The organism is Nonomuraea sp. NPDC049504, assembly GCF_040676845.1.
In the GTDB taxonomy this organism is placed as follows: domain Bacteria; phylum Actinomycetota; class Actinomycetes; order Streptosporangiales; family Streptosporangiaceae; genus Nonomuraea; species Nonomuraea salmonea.
In genome coordinates this window covers 81403-96159 of the sequence record NZ_JBFAPT010000026.1, presented here as the reverse complement: position 1 = coordinate 96159, position 14757 = coordinate 81403, and the positions used below count along the sequence as shown (strand labels likewise).

At 73.7% G+C, this 14757-nt stretch carries 11 protein-coding genes; all 11 read left to right on the top strand.

From position 1 onward, the window contains the following. The first annotated feature begins 439 nt into the window (after window positions 1–439). Window positions 440–1711: a cytochrome P450 gene (locus AB0K28_RS39035; protein ID WP_364380172.1), complete on the top strand. Its 1272-nt coding sequence runs from the start codon at window positions 440–442 to the stop codon at window positions 1709–1711. Window positions 1712–1794: 83 nt separating this feature from the next. Continuing rightward, complete coding sequence (locus AB0K28_RS39030) at window positions 1795–3216, top strand: aldehyde dehydrogenase family protein (protein ID WP_364380169.1); 1422 nt, start codon at window positions 1795–1797, stop codon at window positions 3214–3216. Window positions 3217–3239: 23 nt separating this feature from the next. Further along, window positions 3240–4313, top strand: coding sequence for a Zn-dependent alcohol dehydrogenase (locus tag AB0K28_RS39025; RefSeq protein ID WP_345404264.1), 1074 nt, complete (start codon window positions 3240–3242; stop codon window positions 4311–4313). Then, a complete protein-coding gene (locus tag AB0K28_RS39020) occupies window positions 4310–5935 on the top strand; it encodes an MFS transporter (RefSeq protein ID WP_364380166.1) in 1626 nt (541 codons plus the stop codon). Before AB0K28_RS39025 ends, AB0K28_RS39020 begins: the two co-directional genes overlap by 4 nt. Next, window positions 5932–6621 (top strand): PHP-associated domain-containing protein, encoded by a 690-nt coding sequence (locus tag AB0K28_RS39015; protein WP_364380163.1) that lies wholly within the window; start codon window positions 5932–5934, stop codon window positions 6619–6621. The genes AB0K28_RS39020 and AB0K28_RS39015 overlap by 4 nt, the downstream gene beginning before the upstream one ends. 164 nt (window positions 6622–6785) lie before the next feature. Beyond that, the gene (locus AB0K28_RS39010) at window positions 6786–8585 is read left to right on the top strand and encodes an ATP-binding protein (protein WP_364380282.1); all 1800 of its coding nucleotides are present in this window, start codon (window positions 6786–6788) and stop codon (window positions 8583–8585) included. A gap of 13 nt (window positions 8586–8598) precedes the next feature. Further along, window positions 8599–9750: an exonuclease SbcCD subunit D gene (locus tag AB0K28_RS39005; protein ID WP_364380160.1), complete on the top strand. Its 1152-nt coding sequence runs from the start codon at window positions 8599–8601 to the stop codon at window positions 9748–9750. Further along, complete coding sequence (locus tag AB0K28_RS39000) at window positions 9750–12353, top strand: SMC family ATPase (protein WP_364380157.1); 2604 nt, start codon at window positions 9750–9752, stop codon at window positions 12351–12353. The genes AB0K28_RS39005 and AB0K28_RS39000 overlap by 1 nt, the downstream gene beginning before the upstream one ends. Beyond that, window positions 12350–13348: a hypothetical protein gene (locus AB0K28_RS38995; protein ID WP_364380154.1), complete on the top strand. Its 999-nt coding sequence runs from the start codon at window positions 12350–12352 to the stop codon at window positions 13346–13348. Before AB0K28_RS39000 ends, AB0K28_RS38995 begins: the two co-directional genes overlap by 4 nt. A gap of 65 nt (window positions 13349–13413) precedes the next feature. Next, window positions 13414–14301, top strand: coding sequence for an SseB family protein (locus AB0K28_RS38990; protein ID WP_364380151.1), 888 nt, complete (start codon window positions 13414–13416; stop codon window positions 14299–14301). Further along, a complete protein-coding gene (locus AB0K28_RS38985) occupies window positions 14298–14705 on the top strand; it encodes a hypothetical protein (RefSeq protein ID WP_345404295.1) in 408 nt (135 codons plus the stop codon). The genes AB0K28_RS38990 and AB0K28_RS38985 overlap by 4 nt, the downstream gene beginning before the upstream one ends. The last annotated feature ends 52 nt before the right edge of the window (window positions 14706–14757 follow it).

Below are 14757 nucleotides of genomic sequence, written 5' to 3'. Positions count from 1 at the left end.
CGGCCCGACCGCCCCGCCGAGATCGCGGGTACGGACCTCACTAGACGCGCGTACATCCAGGCCCTAGCGCCTCGGCCATCGCCCACGGCGGACATCCGTTCCGCAGGGCCATCCGATCAACCCACGACGCGAACGACTCGCCGCACGCCGGTGCCACCACCAACGCCAGCCGCCGGGGCCAGACCGCCACCATCTCCTGGGCCGAACCTCCTGCCGTACGCGCCCCTACTGCGAACTCCGATGGCCCACTGCCATGTCCGCTTCCATCTGGCGTGACGTACTTCCATCTGCAAGGCCGTTAGACAGCGGCCTCTTCAGCGGGCCAGGGGCTTGACGGGGCAAATGAACGATTTTTTAATTCGCTCAAGGACGTACCCGGAACCGAGACCCCCAGCACAGACGGGAACCAGGCCATGCAGGTACAGAGCGGAGCCGGACGATGACCGTCGACGATCGCTTCGGCGAGGAGCTTGAGCAGGCGCGCAAGAACCGGCCCATCGGCACGGTCACCGACCCGGTCACCGACCCGGTCGGTGACTGGGCGACCGACTTCTCCCACGTCGATCCCGTGTGGGCCGCCGACCCCTACCCCATCCAGGACGACCTGCGCGGGCGCTGCCCGATCGCGCACACCGAGCGGTTCGGCGGGGTCTGGCTGCCCACCCGGTACGAGGACGTCGCGTCGATCGCGTACGACACCGATCGCTTCTCCTCCCGGGCCATCATCGTCAGCAACGTCCGCCCGCCGAAGGAGCTGGCGCCGGTGGGGGCGGTGCCGCCGATCTCCTCCGATCCGCCGTTCCACCACGACGCCCGCAAGCTGCTGCTGCCCGCGTTCACCAAGTCGGCGGTGGCCAAGCGGGAGGCGGCGACCAGGGCGTACTGCCACGCGCTCATCGACGCGATGGAGGGCAAGGAGGTGGTGGACGCGGCCCGCGACTACGCCCAGCACATCCCGATGCGGGTGATCGCCGACATGCTGGGCTTCCCGCCGGAGGACGGGCCCAAGTTCGCCGCGTTCGTGGAGGACGCGCTGGAGAGCATCAACCGGCCGCAGGACGAGCGCATCCAGGGCTTCACCAGGCTGACGGACTACCTGGTGGCGCAGATCCACGACCACATCGAGCATCCGCGCGACGACCTGACCACGTACCTGATGAACGCGGAGCTGTACGGCAAGAAGCTCGACCCGATCCACGTGGTGGGCACGATGACGTTGCTGCTCATCGCGGGCATCGACACGACGTGGAGCGCGATCGGGGCGTCGCTGTGGCATCTGGCCAGGACGCCGGCCGACCGGGAGCGGCTGGTGGCCGAGCCGGAGCTGCTGCCGACGGCGATGGAGGAGTTCCTGCGGGCGTACGCGCCGGTGACGATGGCCCGCCTGGTCAGGGAGGACATGACCTGGAACGGCGTGGAGATGAGGGCCGACGACTGGGTGCTGCTGTCGTTCCCCGCGGCCAACCGGGATCCGGCGCAGTTCGAGCGGGCCGGTGAGGTGGTGATCGACCGCGAGGAGAACCGGCACGCGGCGTTCGGGCTGGGCATCCACCGGTGCGTGGGTTCGCATCTCGCGCGGATGGAGCTGCGGGTGGCGCTGGAGGTGTGGCTGGAGCGGATCCCGGTGTTCGAGCTAGCCGATCCCGCGGCGGTGACGTGGGCGGCCAGCCAGGTACGCGGCCCGCGCACGGTGCCGGTGCGCGTCGGCTGACCGCCGGGTGCCCTGGACGGGGACGGAGAGCGAATCTAGAATCCGAATCTAGAATTAAGCGTCCGTTCTTTTGAGGTGGGGTCATGCCGCATCGGATCTATGTCGACGGCGAGTGGGTACAGGCGAGCGGCGGCACCGCGATACCGGTGGTGAACCCCGCGACCGAGGAGGTCTTCGACGAGGTGCCGCGCGGCGGCGTCAAGGACGTGGCCCGCGCGGTGGAGGCCGCTGCCGCCGCCCTGCCCGCCTGGTCGGCCAGGCCCATGGAGGAGCGGGCCGCCCTGTGCGCGAGCGTGGCCGCCGCCCTGCAGGAACGCGCCGGCGAGCTGACCGAGATGATCGTGGACGAGCTGGGCATGCCGCTGAAGCTCACCAAGGCCATCCAGGTGGGTTCGCCGATCCGCACGTTCGCCTCGATGCCGCAGGTCGCCGGCGAGGTCGCGGTCGAGGAACGGCTCGGCGGCTCGGTCGTGCACCGCGACCCCATCGGGGTCGTCGGCGCCATCACCCCGTGGAACTACCCGCTGCACCAGATCGCCGCGAAGGTCGCCCCCGCCCTGACGGCCGGCTGCACGGTGGTGCTCAAGCCCAGCGAGGTCACGCCGCTCAACGCGTTCGTGCTGGCGGACGTGCTGCACGAGGCCGGGCTCCCGGCGGGCGTGTTCAACCTGGTCTCCGGCACCGGGCCGGAGGCGGGGGAGGCGCTGGCCGGGCATCCGCAGATCGACATGGTCTCCTTCACCGGCTCCACCAGGGCGGGGCGGCGGGTCGCCGAGCTCGCCGCCGCCGGCGTCAAGCGCACCGCGCTGGAGCTCGGCGGCAAGTCCGCCAACGTGCTGCTCGACGACCTCGACGACGCCGCCTTCGAGGACGCCGTACGCAAGGGCGTCGCCGCCTGCTACCTCAACTCAGGGCAGACTTGCTCGGCGCTGACCCGCCTGCTCGTCCCGCGCGACCGGCTCGCCGAGGCCGAGCGGATCGCCGCCGACGAGGCGGTCACGTACACCGTGGGCGACCCGCGCGACCCCGCCACCAGGCTCGGCCCGCTGGTGTCGGGGCTGCAGCGTGAGCGCGTACGCGACCACCTGCGCTCCGCCATCGAGGACGGCGCGACCGTGCTCACCGGCGGCCCGGACGCGCCCGAGGGCCTGGAACGCGGCTTCTACGTGCGGCCGACCGTGCTCACCGGCGTCGCACCCGAGTCGCGCGTCGCCCAGGAGGAGATCTTCGGTCCGGTCCTGGTCGTCCTGCCCTACGACGGGGAGGACCAGGCGGTCGAGATCGCCAACGGCACCGCGTACGGGCTGGCCGCCGGCGTGCGCGGCGCCGACCCCGAGCGCGCCTACCGCGTCGCCCGGCGGCTGCGCGCCGGGCAGATCCGCGTCAACGACGGCGCCCACAACGGCCTGGCCCCCTTCGGCGGTTACAAGCAGTCCGGGTACGGCCGCGAGTACGGCCGCTTCGGCCTGGAGGAGTTCCTCACCACCACGTCCATCCAGCTCTGAAGCCCCGGGGGAGAACGAAAACGATGCGAGGCATCATCCTGCGCGAAACCGGCAAGCCGGTCGAGGTCAGCGACGAGCTGACGATCCGCCGGCCCGGCCCCGGAGAGGTCCGCGTACGCCTGCGGGCCGCCGGCGTCTGCCACTCCGACCTGTCGATGTGCGAGGGGCGGCTGCCCGCCCGGCTGCCGCTGGTGCCCGGACACGAGGGCGCGGGCGAGGTGGTCGAGCTCGGCCCCGGCGTGTCGGGGCCGCCCGTCGGCAGCCACGTCATCCTGTCGTGGATCCCGCCGTGCGGCGGGTGCGCGTACTGCCTGGGCGGGCAGCCCAACCTGTGCACGTCGGTCCGCCCGCCCGCCGAGCCCACGCTGAGCATCGCAGGCGAGCCCGCGCACGCCGGGCTCGGCGTCGGCTGCTTCGCCGAGGAGACGGTCGTGGACGCCCGCGCCGCCATCCCCATCCCCTCGGACGTGCCGTTCGACGTGGCCGCCGTGGTCGGCTGCGCGGTGCTCACCGGCGTCGGCGCCGTGGTCAACACCGCCCAGGTGCGGCCCGGCTCGTCGGTGCTGGTGATCGGCTGCGGCGGCGTCGGTGTCAACGTCGTCCAAGGGGCCGTGCTGGCCGCCGCGGCGCCCATCGTGGCGGTGGACCGCGTGCCGGAGAAGCTGGCCGCCGCCCGCGCCTTCGGCGCCACCCACACCTTCACTCCCGACGAGCTGCGGGCCGGCGCCGACGAGCTGACCGGCGGGCTCGGCTTCGACTACGCCTTCGAGGTCGTCGGCCGTTCCCAGACCATCAGGCAGGCGTACAAGTCGACCCGGCGCGGCGGCACCACGGTCGTGGTCGGCGCCGGCAGCGCCGACGACCCCGTCACCTTCAGCGCCGCCGAGCTGTTCGCCACCGAGCGCCGCCTGCTCGGCTGCCTGTACGGCTCCGGCGACGTGCGCACCGACTTCGCCCGCCTGCTGCGGCTGTGGCGGGCCGGGCGGCTCGACCTGGACGGGCTGATCAGCAGGCGCATCACGCTCGACGGCGTGGCCGAGGCGTTCGCCGCCATGGGCTCGGGGGACGTGATCCGGTCGCTCGTCACGTTCCCATGAGCGAGCCGGGACAACCGGCGCCGCACGACCCCGGCGAGCGGGCTCAGCTCCGCTACGCCTGGCGGGTCCTGTCGGTCGTCGGCCTGGCCAGCATCCTGACCGCGCTCGGCAGTAGCTCGCTGAACGTGGCGCTGCCCGAGGTCGTCCGCAACTTCGACGCCTCGGCCGCCGCCGCGAGCTGGATGCTGCTGTCGTTCATGCTGGCCAACACCGTGCTCATGGTGGTGTTCGGGCGCCTGGCCGACATGTTCGGCCGCCGCTCGATGTACCTGTGGGGCCTGGCCACCTACACCGGCGCCAGCCTGCTGCTCGGCTTCGCCCCCGGCGAGTGGTACGTCGTCGGCCTGCGCGTCGTGCAGGCCGCCGGCGGCGCGATGCTGCTGACCAACAGCGCCGCCCTGCTCACCGACGCCTTCCCGCGCCGCCACCTCGGCCGCGGCATGGGCATCTACATCGCCTCCTTCTCCGTCGCCCAGCTCGTCGGCCCGACGCTCGGCGGGTTCCTGACGCACCGGTTCGGCTGGCAGTGGGTGTTCTGGTACAACGTGCCGCTCGGCGTGCTCTGCCTGATCTGGGGCGCGGTCACGCTGCGCCGCACGCTCGCCCGGCCGGAGGAGCGGGGCATCGACGTGCCGGGCAACCTGCTGGTGCTGGTGTCGCTGGGCGGGCTGCTGTTCGGGCTGTCGCAGGCCGCCGACCTCGGCTGGACCGATCCGGTCGTGCTCGGCGGGGTGGTGCTGTTCGTCCTGCTCATGCCGGTGTTCGTGGTGGTCGAGCGGCGCAGCGCGCACCCCGTGGTGGACGTACGGCTCTTCGCCGACCGGGTGTTCACGCTCGACCTGCTGGCCACGTTCCTCAGCACGGTCGGGCGGACGGCGGTCGTGCTGCTCGTCGCGCTGTTCTACCAGGCCGTGCACGGTGAGAACCCGGTGACGGCCGGGCTGAAGGTGCTGCCGCTCTCGGTCGCCATGATGATCGCGTCGATGAGCGCGGGCCCGCTGCACGCCTGGCTCGGGGCGCGGCTCGTCGGGCTGCTCGGCAACGTCGTCGACACCGCCGGGCTGGCGGTGTTGCTGGCGTACGTTTCCGCAGATATCGGGTACGCGCCCATGTGCGTGGGCATGGTGCTGCTCGGGGCCGGTGCCGGGATGTTCCTGCCGGCCACCGCCACCGCCATCCTCGACCAGCTCCCCTCCCACCGGATCGGCATCGTCAACGCCATGCGACTCATGATCCAGAACGCCGGCGTGGTGGTGAGCACCGCGCTCGCCCTGTCCCTCGTCACGGGGCCGCTGCCGGCCGCACTGCGGCCCGCCGTGTTCGCGGGGACGCTGTCGCGGGTGGCTCCAGAGGGCATCGGGGCGCTGGTCACCGGGTACCGGATCACCTTCGGGGTGCTGACCGTGGTGTCCGTGCTGTCGGTGCTGGCCTCGCTGGGCGGCCTGCGCCGCCGTCGCGCCCGCCCGGCCGCCGCGCCCGCCACCCCCGCGCCCGCCACCCCCGCACCCGCCCCGCCCGCGCCGGGGCCGACCGGTTCGGCGGGTTCGGCGGGTTCGGCGGGCTCGTGCGGTTCGCCTGGTTCGGCCGGCTCGCCGGGCTCGCCGGGGGAGCGGAACCCGTGACGTCCGGTGCACGCGCGCTCGAGCCGGCGCTGCCGCCCTGCACTGAGCGGGCCGTGCCCGGTGGATGGGTGCGGGTGGACTGTCACGTGCACACCGTGGCGTCCGGTGACGCCGTCACCACGCTCGGCCAGCTCGCCGAGCGGGTCGCGGCGCACCGCATCGACGTCGTGTTCCTCACCGACCACAACCACCTCGCCGGCACGGCGGACGACCTGTCGCGGGCCGTCGGGTGCCGGGTCGTGCCGGGCGAGGAGATCCGTACGGGGTCCGGCGAGGTGCTCGGGCTCTTCCTGACCGAACGGGTGCCGTACGTGCTGCCCACCCGTGAGGCGATCCGGCGGATCCGCGCCCAGGGCGGGCTGGTGTGCGCGCCCCACCCGTACGACCCCGAGCGCTCAGGGCTCGGCGGGCACCTGGACGAGCTGTGCCGGGACGGGCTGATCGACGCCGTCGAGGTGTTCAACGCCAAGATCGAGGACCGACACCACAACGGGGCCGCGCTGCGGGCGGCGCGGGCGTACGGGCTGCCCGGCACCGTGGGCTCGGACGCCCATGACCCGGACGGGATCGGGGCCGCGTACCTGGAGATGCCGGACTTCGACGGCCCCCGCGCCTTCCTGGAGGCGCTGCACCACGCCCGCCGCTACGGCGAGCACCGCCCGCACGCCCGCCGCTACGCCGGCTGATCGCATTTCCTTTACCGTCATTTGACGAAATAGAGCAAGGGCAGGTCGCCGGGCTGATACGTGCCGCATTTCCCCCTCGACAGTGCCAAAAGATGGCAGAGCGGTCGTTAGGATTCTGCGGGGAGAACGTGAACGTCCGGGGCGGGAGAGCATCGGTGAGTGAGATGACGGAGGCGAGCGCCACCAACGGCCTCACCAACGGCCCCGCCGGCCGCCCCACGGGCGGGACCGCCGCGTCGGGTGACGCGGTCGGCAGGGTGCTCGGCACGCATGCCGCCTCCCCGCTGTCGTTCTGGGTCGGGCTGGAGCCCGGCCGCGTCGTGCAGCTCGACGACGTGGTGGTGACCAGGCGCGACACCCCCGACTACGGCCCGGTGCTGGTGGCGGGTGTGGTGTCGGCCGTCGAGGCGCGTCACGAGGGCGCCGGCTTCGACTCCGACGTCTTCCTGATCGCCGACGGCGCGCTCCCGGCGGCCGTGGTCGAGTGCGCCGAGGTGCGCGTCACCCGGGTCGAGCCGGAGATCTTCGTCCCGCCGCTGCCCGGCGCGCCCGTCTACCGCGCCGAGAGCGATGACCGCGACCAGGCGCTCTACTTCGACGTCATGGACCGGCGCGTCCCCATGGGGCTGGGCCGCGACGGGCAGCCGATGTACGTCAATTTCGATTTCCTCGACGGCACCCGCGGCGCCCACGTGTCGATCTCCGGCGTTTCCGGCGTGGCGACGAAGACGTCATTCGCCACATTCCTCATCTATTCGATATTCAATTCCGGCGTGCTGGGCGCGGAGGCCGCCAACACCAAAGCCCTGATCTTTTCGGTGAAAGGCGAGGACCTGCTCTTCCTCGACCACGCCAACACCCGCCTCGACGCCGCCGCCACGGCCCAGTACGCCCGGCTCGGCCTGCCCGCCGGGCCGTTCGGCAGCGTTCACGTGTTCGCGCCGCCGCGCCCCCGCGACCCCAACGGCGTGCCCGACGTCTCGGCGAGGACCCGCGACGTCAGCGCCTACTACTGGACGCTGGCCGAGTTCTGCGCCGATGAGCTGCTGCGCTTCGTCTTCAGCGACGCCGACGACGAGCGGGCCCAATACTCGCTGCTCGTCGGCCAGGTCGCGGCCAGGCTGCAGGCGTGGGCCGAGCCGGTGGGCGAGGGCGGCGCCGTACGGATCCGCCGCCCAGGCGAGGAGAGCGGCCCGATCTGCCGCACGTTCGGCGACCTGGTGGACGTCGTCGGCGCGCAGCTCGCCGACGAGGGCACCCGCGCCACCTGGACCGGCGCGCCCACCCCGCTGGGCACCGTCAACGCGTTCCTGCGCAGGCTGCGCGGCGCGGTCAGGGCGCTGTCGCCGATCGTCCGCGGCGACCTGCCCGGCGGCCGGCCGCACGCGATCGGCACATCCGACGCCCAGGTCTCCATCGTCGACCTGCACAACCTGCCAGAGCGGGCGCAGCGGTTCGTGGTCGGCGTGACGCTGCGCGGCGAGTTCGCCCGCAAGGAGAGCGCGGGCACCGCGAAGCCGCTGCTGTTCGTGGTGCTGGACGAGCTCAACAAGTACGCCCCCCGCGAGGGCGAGTCGCCCATCAAGGAGATCCTGCTCGACGTCGCCGAGCGCGGCCGGTCCCTGGGCGTGATCCTCATCGGCGCCCAGCAGACCGCCTCCGAGGTCGAGCGGCGCATCGTGGCCAACTGCTCGGTCCGCGTCGCGGGCCGCCTCGACCCGGCCGAGGCCACCCGCCCCGAGTACGGCTGGCTGCCCGCCGCCACCCGCGACCGCGCCACGATCGCGAGGCCGGGCACCATGTTCGTCACCCAGCCCGAGATCCCCGTGCCGCTCGCCGTCACCTTCCCCTTCCCCGCCTGGGCCACCCGTCCCGCCGAGGCGGCCCAGCGGCCCGCGCCGCGCCGGGAAGCCGATCCGTTCGCCGGGCTGCCGGGCGCCGACGACGACATCCCGCCCTTCTAGGTCAGGCGAGCGCATGAAGATCCTGCACACCGCCGACTGGCACGTCGGCAAGGTACTCAAGGGCCGCCACCGAATGGACGAGCACCGCGCCGTCCTGGGCGACCTCGTCCGGCTGGCCCGCGGCGAGGACGTCGACGCGGTGCTCGTGGCAGGCGACCTCTTCGACACCAGCGCCCCCACCCCCGAGGCGCAGGCCCTGGTGCTCAACGCCCTGATGGCGCTGCACGAGGGCGGGCGCGACGTGGTGGTCCTGGCCGGCAACCACGACAACCCGCACCTGCTGGAGGTCTACCGGCCGGTGCTCGGCAAGCTCGGCATCCACGTCGTCGGCGCGTTCCGGCGTCCCGACCAGGGCGGCACCCTCGCCTTCACCGCACGATCCGGTGAGCCCGTGCGGCTGGCCGTGCTGCCGTTCCTGTCGCATCGGTACGTCGTACGCGCCGCCGAAGTGCTCGCCGGCACGCCCGCCGAGCACAACCGCGACTACGCCGCCCGCATCGCCGAGCTGGTCGGCGCGCTCACCGACGGCTTCTCCGCCGACACCGTCAACCTCGTCACCACTCACGGCACATTGCCGAGCGGCCGGTTCGGCGGCGGCGAGCGGCGCGCCCAGTCGATCTTCTCCTACTACTTCGAGCCCACCGCGTTCCCGCCCGCCACCCAGTACGCCGCGCTCGGCCACCTGCACCGCCGCCAGCAGATCCCCGGCCCCTGCCCCATCTGGTACAGCGGCTCGCCCCTCGCCGTCGACTTCGGCGAGGAGGACAACACGCCCGGCGCGCTGCTGGTCACCGTCGAGCCGGGGCGTCCCGCCCAGGTGCGCGAGGCGCCCATCGCCTCGGCCCGCGCGCTGGCCACCAGGACGGGCACGCTGGAGGAGCTGGCCGCCATGGCGCCCGGCCTGGCGGAGACGTGGCTGCGGGTCGTCGTCACCGAGCCGCCCAGGCCAGGGCTGGCCGAGACCGTGCGCGAGATCCTGCCCACCGCGCTGGAGGTCACCGTCCACGAGCGCTTCCGTCCCGTACGCGACGCCCGCCGCACCGCCGCGGACGGCCCCGCCCGCAGCCCCCGTGATCTCTTCCGCGACTACCTCGCCGCCTCCGGCCGCCACGACGACCGCGTCGCCGCCCTGTTCGACCGCCTGCACGAGGAGGTGACCGGCTGATGCGCCCGCTGCGGCTGCACCTCGACGACTTCGGCAGCTTCCGCGAGCCCGCCACCGTCGACTTCTCCGGCGTCGACTACTTCGTCCTGGTCGGTCCCACCGGTGCGGGCAAGAGCACGCTCATCGACGCCATCTGCTTCGCCCTCTACGGCACCGTGCCGCGCTGGGGCAAGGAGAACGTCATCGCCCACGCCCTCGCGCCGTCCGCCGTCTCCGCCAAGGTCGCCCTGGTCTTCGAGAGCGCGGGACGCAGGCTCGCCGTGGTGCGGGCGCTCAGGCGCGACGCCAAGGGCAAGGTGCACACCGCCGAGGCCCGGCTGGACGAGCTCGACCCGTCCGTGCCCGCGTCGGCCGAGCTGGAGGACCTGCTGGCCGCCGTCGTCCGTCCCGTCGCCGAGGGGGCCGCGGTCACCGGCGAGGTGCAGCGCGTCACGGGGCTGGAGTACCGGTTCTTCACCCAGTGCGTGGTGCTGCCGCAGGGCAGGTTCGCCGAGTTCCTGCACGCCCAGCCGCGCGAACGCCAGGACCTGCTCGTCCAGCTCCTCGACGCCGACGTCTACGAACGCGTCCGCCAGCGCGCCGTCCAGGAGGAGCAGGCCGCCGCGCAGGCCGCCGGGTTCGCCCGCGAGCGGCTGGCCAGGCTCGCCGACGCCGACGAGCCGGCCGAACGCGCCGCCGCCGGCCGGCTCGCCGCCCTGCACGCCCTCGACGCGCGGATCAGGACGGACCTGGAGGGGCTGCGCGGCCACGACGAGGAGCTGCGCCGCCTCGCCGGCGAACGCGACGCGCTGCGCGACCGGCTCGCCGCGCTGACCGCGCTGGCCCTGCCCGCCGACGTCCCCACCCTCGCCTCCGGTGCCCGCGCCGCCGCCGGCGAGGTCGCCGTGCTCACTGGGGCCGTGACCGCCGCCGAGGCCGCCGAGCAGCGCGCCGAGGACGAGCTCGCCGCCCACGACGACCCCGCCGTGCTCCTGGAGCGCCTCCAGGCGCTGGACACGTACGAACGCCTGCTCGCCGACCTGGACGCCGCCCAGTCGCAGGCCGTGAAGACCCGCGCCGCCCTGGAGCCGCTCGCCGCCCGCTCCCGCACGCTCGACGCCGCGGCGACCGAAGCCGAGCAGGCCCGCGACCGGCTCCGCGACGCCCACGCGGGCGCCGGCCTGGCCCGCCGCCTCGTCGTCGGCGACCCCTGCCCCACCTGCCTGCAACCCGTCACCAGCCTGCCCCACCACCCAGCCACGGCGGATCTGCACGCCGCCGAGAAGCACCTCAGAACGGCCCGCCGCGAGGCCGACCAGGCCGGCCGCGCACACACGGAAGCGCTCACCGAACTCCGCCACCTGGACCGCACGGTCGACGACCTCACCGCCCGCGCCACCACCCTGCGCAAGGAGCTGTCCCGCGTCCTGCAGGAAGACGAGGCGGGGAGACCCGGCAACGACGCGGGGGCCCGCCCGGGGACGGCCGCCGAGGCGCCCGGGGAGAGGGCCGGCGACGGGCAGCACGAGGCGCGGCCCGCTTCTGTGGTGGAGCCTTTTGACGGGCGGGTCGAGCGGGAGTGGATCGCCACGTGGCGAGGTGAGCTGGAAGGGCGCGTGGCTGCGGGGCGGGAGGCGGAGCGGCGGGCGGCCGGGGCGCGGCGGGCCGCGCGGGAGGCCCGTGCCGAGCTCTCCAAGGCCAGGAAGCGGGCCGACGAGCTGGCCGGCCGGACCGAGCGGCTCTGGCGGGACATCGAGGCCGCGCGCGACACCGTGGTCCCGCTCGGCGCGCCGCCGCTCGACCGCGCCGACCTGCACCACGCATGGACGGCCCTGCTGGCCTGGCGCGACGAGGCGGAAGGCCGCGAGCGCGCCGCGCTGGAGAGCCAGGAGGCCCGCATCGCCGAGACCGGACGACAGGCCCGCGCCCTGTGGACGTCGGTGGTCGCCCAGCTCACCGAGCACGAGGTGGCCGTACCCGAGCGGCCGGCCGCGCTGGGTGAGGCGGTCAGTGCGGCCGTCGCGCAGGCGCAGGCGTGGCTGGACAGGGTCAAGGAGAATCGGGCGGCCGCTCGTGAGCTGCGCGAGCGCGCCGAGAAGGAGGAGGAGCGGGCCAGGGTCGCCAAGGAGCTGGCGCAGTGCCTGCGGGCCGACGCGTTCGAGCGGTGGCTGTGCACCGAGGCGCTCGACCTGCTCGTCACCGCCGCATCCGAGACGCTGCGCGAGCTGTCCGACGGTCAGTACGAACTCGCGCTCGGCGCCAGGAACGAGATCGAGGTCATCGACCACGCCGAGGCCGGGATGCGGCGCAACGCGCGCACCCTGTCGGGCGGCGAGACGTTCCAGGCCGCGCTCGCGCTGGCGCTGGCGCTGTCCGACCAGGTCGCCGGCCTGTCGGCGACCGCCGCCCGCAGTCTCGACTCGCTCTTCCTCGACGAGGGCTTCGGCAGCCTCGACCCGGCCACCCTCGACACGGTGGCCACCACGCTCGAACGCCTGGCGGCCGGCCGCGACCGCATGGTCGGCGTCGTCACGCACGTGCCCGCGCTGGCCGACCGCATCCCGGTACGCTTCGAGGTCGGCCGCGACGCCAAGGGGTCACATCTGTCCAGGACGACCGCATGACGGCAGGGTTCACCGTCGACGCGTGGGACCCGTCCTACTCCGCCGCGCTCGACGCCGAGGCGCTGGCCGAGCTCGACGCCACCAGCGCCGAGCTGGACCTCGACGTCGAGCTCACCGCCGCCCGCTGGCGCCCGATCACGCCCGGCCCCGGCGTCGCGCCGCCCGAGGTGCTGCTGATCGCCGACGGGGTGCGCCGCATCGACGCGCGCCTGTGGACGTACGCCGACGGCGACCCCACCGCGCTGCCCGGCATCGCGGCGTCGTGCGCGGCCGGGATCGTCCGCTGCGCTTCGGGGGCCGGGGCCGCGCCGGTCGCCGTCGAGGTGAGCAGGTCGCTGTTCAGCGCCTCCCCGTACGCCGGCGACGTCGTCACCACCGCCGCCGCCTACCGCGCCCGCCGCGCCCCAGGCCCGGGGGCCGACGAGCTGACCCTGGCCCTGCAGCGCCACCTCACCCAGCTGGAGGTCGAGCTGGCCGTCCGGCACAGGGCCGAGGCGGGGGAGGAGGACCTCTTGCTGGTGGACGGGCCGCTGCGGGGCCGCACGCACCTGCCGCGCACGGTCGGCTACGTCAAGACCCACCACACCGCCTACCTGCCCGCCCCGCAGGCCGCCACCGTGTCGGAGCTGCTGCCCGGCCAGCGCACCCCGGTCTTCCTCATGGGGACGAGCTGGCGCCGCCACACCTGGTACCTCCGGCTGCCCACCACCTCCGACATGCCGTGGGCGGGCGTCGTCCGCTGCGAGGCGAGCGCCGACCTGCCCCTCGACGACCTCGTACGCCTGGCCGACTCCCTCACCCGTGCCCTGCCGCCGCTGGCGGGAGTCGACTACAAGGACCCGCGCGCCCCGCAGAACCTCGTGCCCATCGGCGGCCTCGAACGGCTGCTGCGCCACCGCCTGGGCGACGCCCGGCTCCTCTACCGCGCACTCCGCGCGGCCGCCCACCACCAGAGCCGCGCCACGCCGCCGCGCACCCCGGTCCCCACGCGCTGAGCCGGGCTTCACCAGTACCGGGGCAGCGGGGTGAATCCCTCGCAAAACAGGACAGAATTGTCCGCGTGACCGTCGCAGATCATCTTCCGGCCGGCCCGTTCGAAGAACAGCTGTGGGCCGCTCACCAGGACGGGCAGCAGGCGCTGTGCCTGAGCCTGCTGCGTGAGGCCGACCTGGCGCTGCCGATCACCGCCGCCGCGGCGGCCGGTGCGGAGCCCCCCGCGTGGGCGACCGCCGCCGACGCCGAGCGGACCTGGGTGATCGCCTTCACCTCGGTCGAGGGGATGACGCGGGCCACGGGCGGCGCCGCCACGCACTACCGGGTCGTCTCGATGACGGAGCTCGCCGCCGTCTGGCCCGACCTGCGCTGGGGGCTGGCAATCAACCCGGGGCTGCCGGCGTCGTTCATGCTCGAATCCGGCACGGTCGCCCGCCTGGCCGTGCCCACCCTGATCCAGGATCTGCTGCTGGCCCCCGGCTCCGGCGTGCCGGTGATGCAGAAGCTGCTCGCCGCCGCCGACATCCCCGAGTTGCTGTCCACGCCGGAGCCCCGGGTGTCGGGCTACTGCCATCACGCGCTCGACGTCTCGCACATCGCCACCCCCGCCGTGCTGGCCGCTGCACTCGGGCAGGAGGAGCTGATCACGGAGTCGGGCTCGCTGAACATGCTGCGCTGGCGGCCCGTCGGCCTGGAGCTCTACCGGACGCCGTACGGGGGGACCGACGAGGAGGGCCGGCAGGCCGTGGCCGGCTGGGTGGTGGAGGAGCCGCCGTTCGTGGGGATGGGGCTGGTGCCGAACGTGGGCTCCATCGTCCGCGAGTACAAGGTGTACGGCGTGGGCCTGCCGCACGGCGCGCAGATCTGGGAGCTGACCAACGCCGGCACCGAGCACCGCCGTGCCGTCTACCACGGCGACCTGCGCCGCTGGTACCTCGTGGGCAGGACGCCATGACGTCGTGGCACTCCTACCGGGCCCGCTGGCAGGGCTCGGTCTTCCCGGCCAGCCCCGAGCCGCACGCCCTGGAGCTGTGGGTACGCCTGCGCAGCGAGGTACCGCTGGACGGCTTCGAGGAGGTGGAGCCCGGCTGCCACGTGCGTACGGTGCCGGTGACCGAGTGCGAGTCGCTGCACTTCGTCACGGTCGTGTGCCGGTGGCGTGACGAGCCGTTCCAGGTGCACGAAGAACGCGACGGGCTGCTGCTGCTCGAATACCTCGGCGGGTCCGCGCCACGGGCCCGTGACCTGGGGCTGGAGCGGGTGGAACGCGGCGTGTGGCGGGCCTGGGCGCCCCGCTCGGAGGTGACCGAGCTACGGGAGGAGGCCGTGTCGCTCACTTCCGGAAATCCACATGTTTAGGTCAGCCCCTTGTTTCCTGGTGTTAATGTGACGGAAACTTACTCCTCAGGTA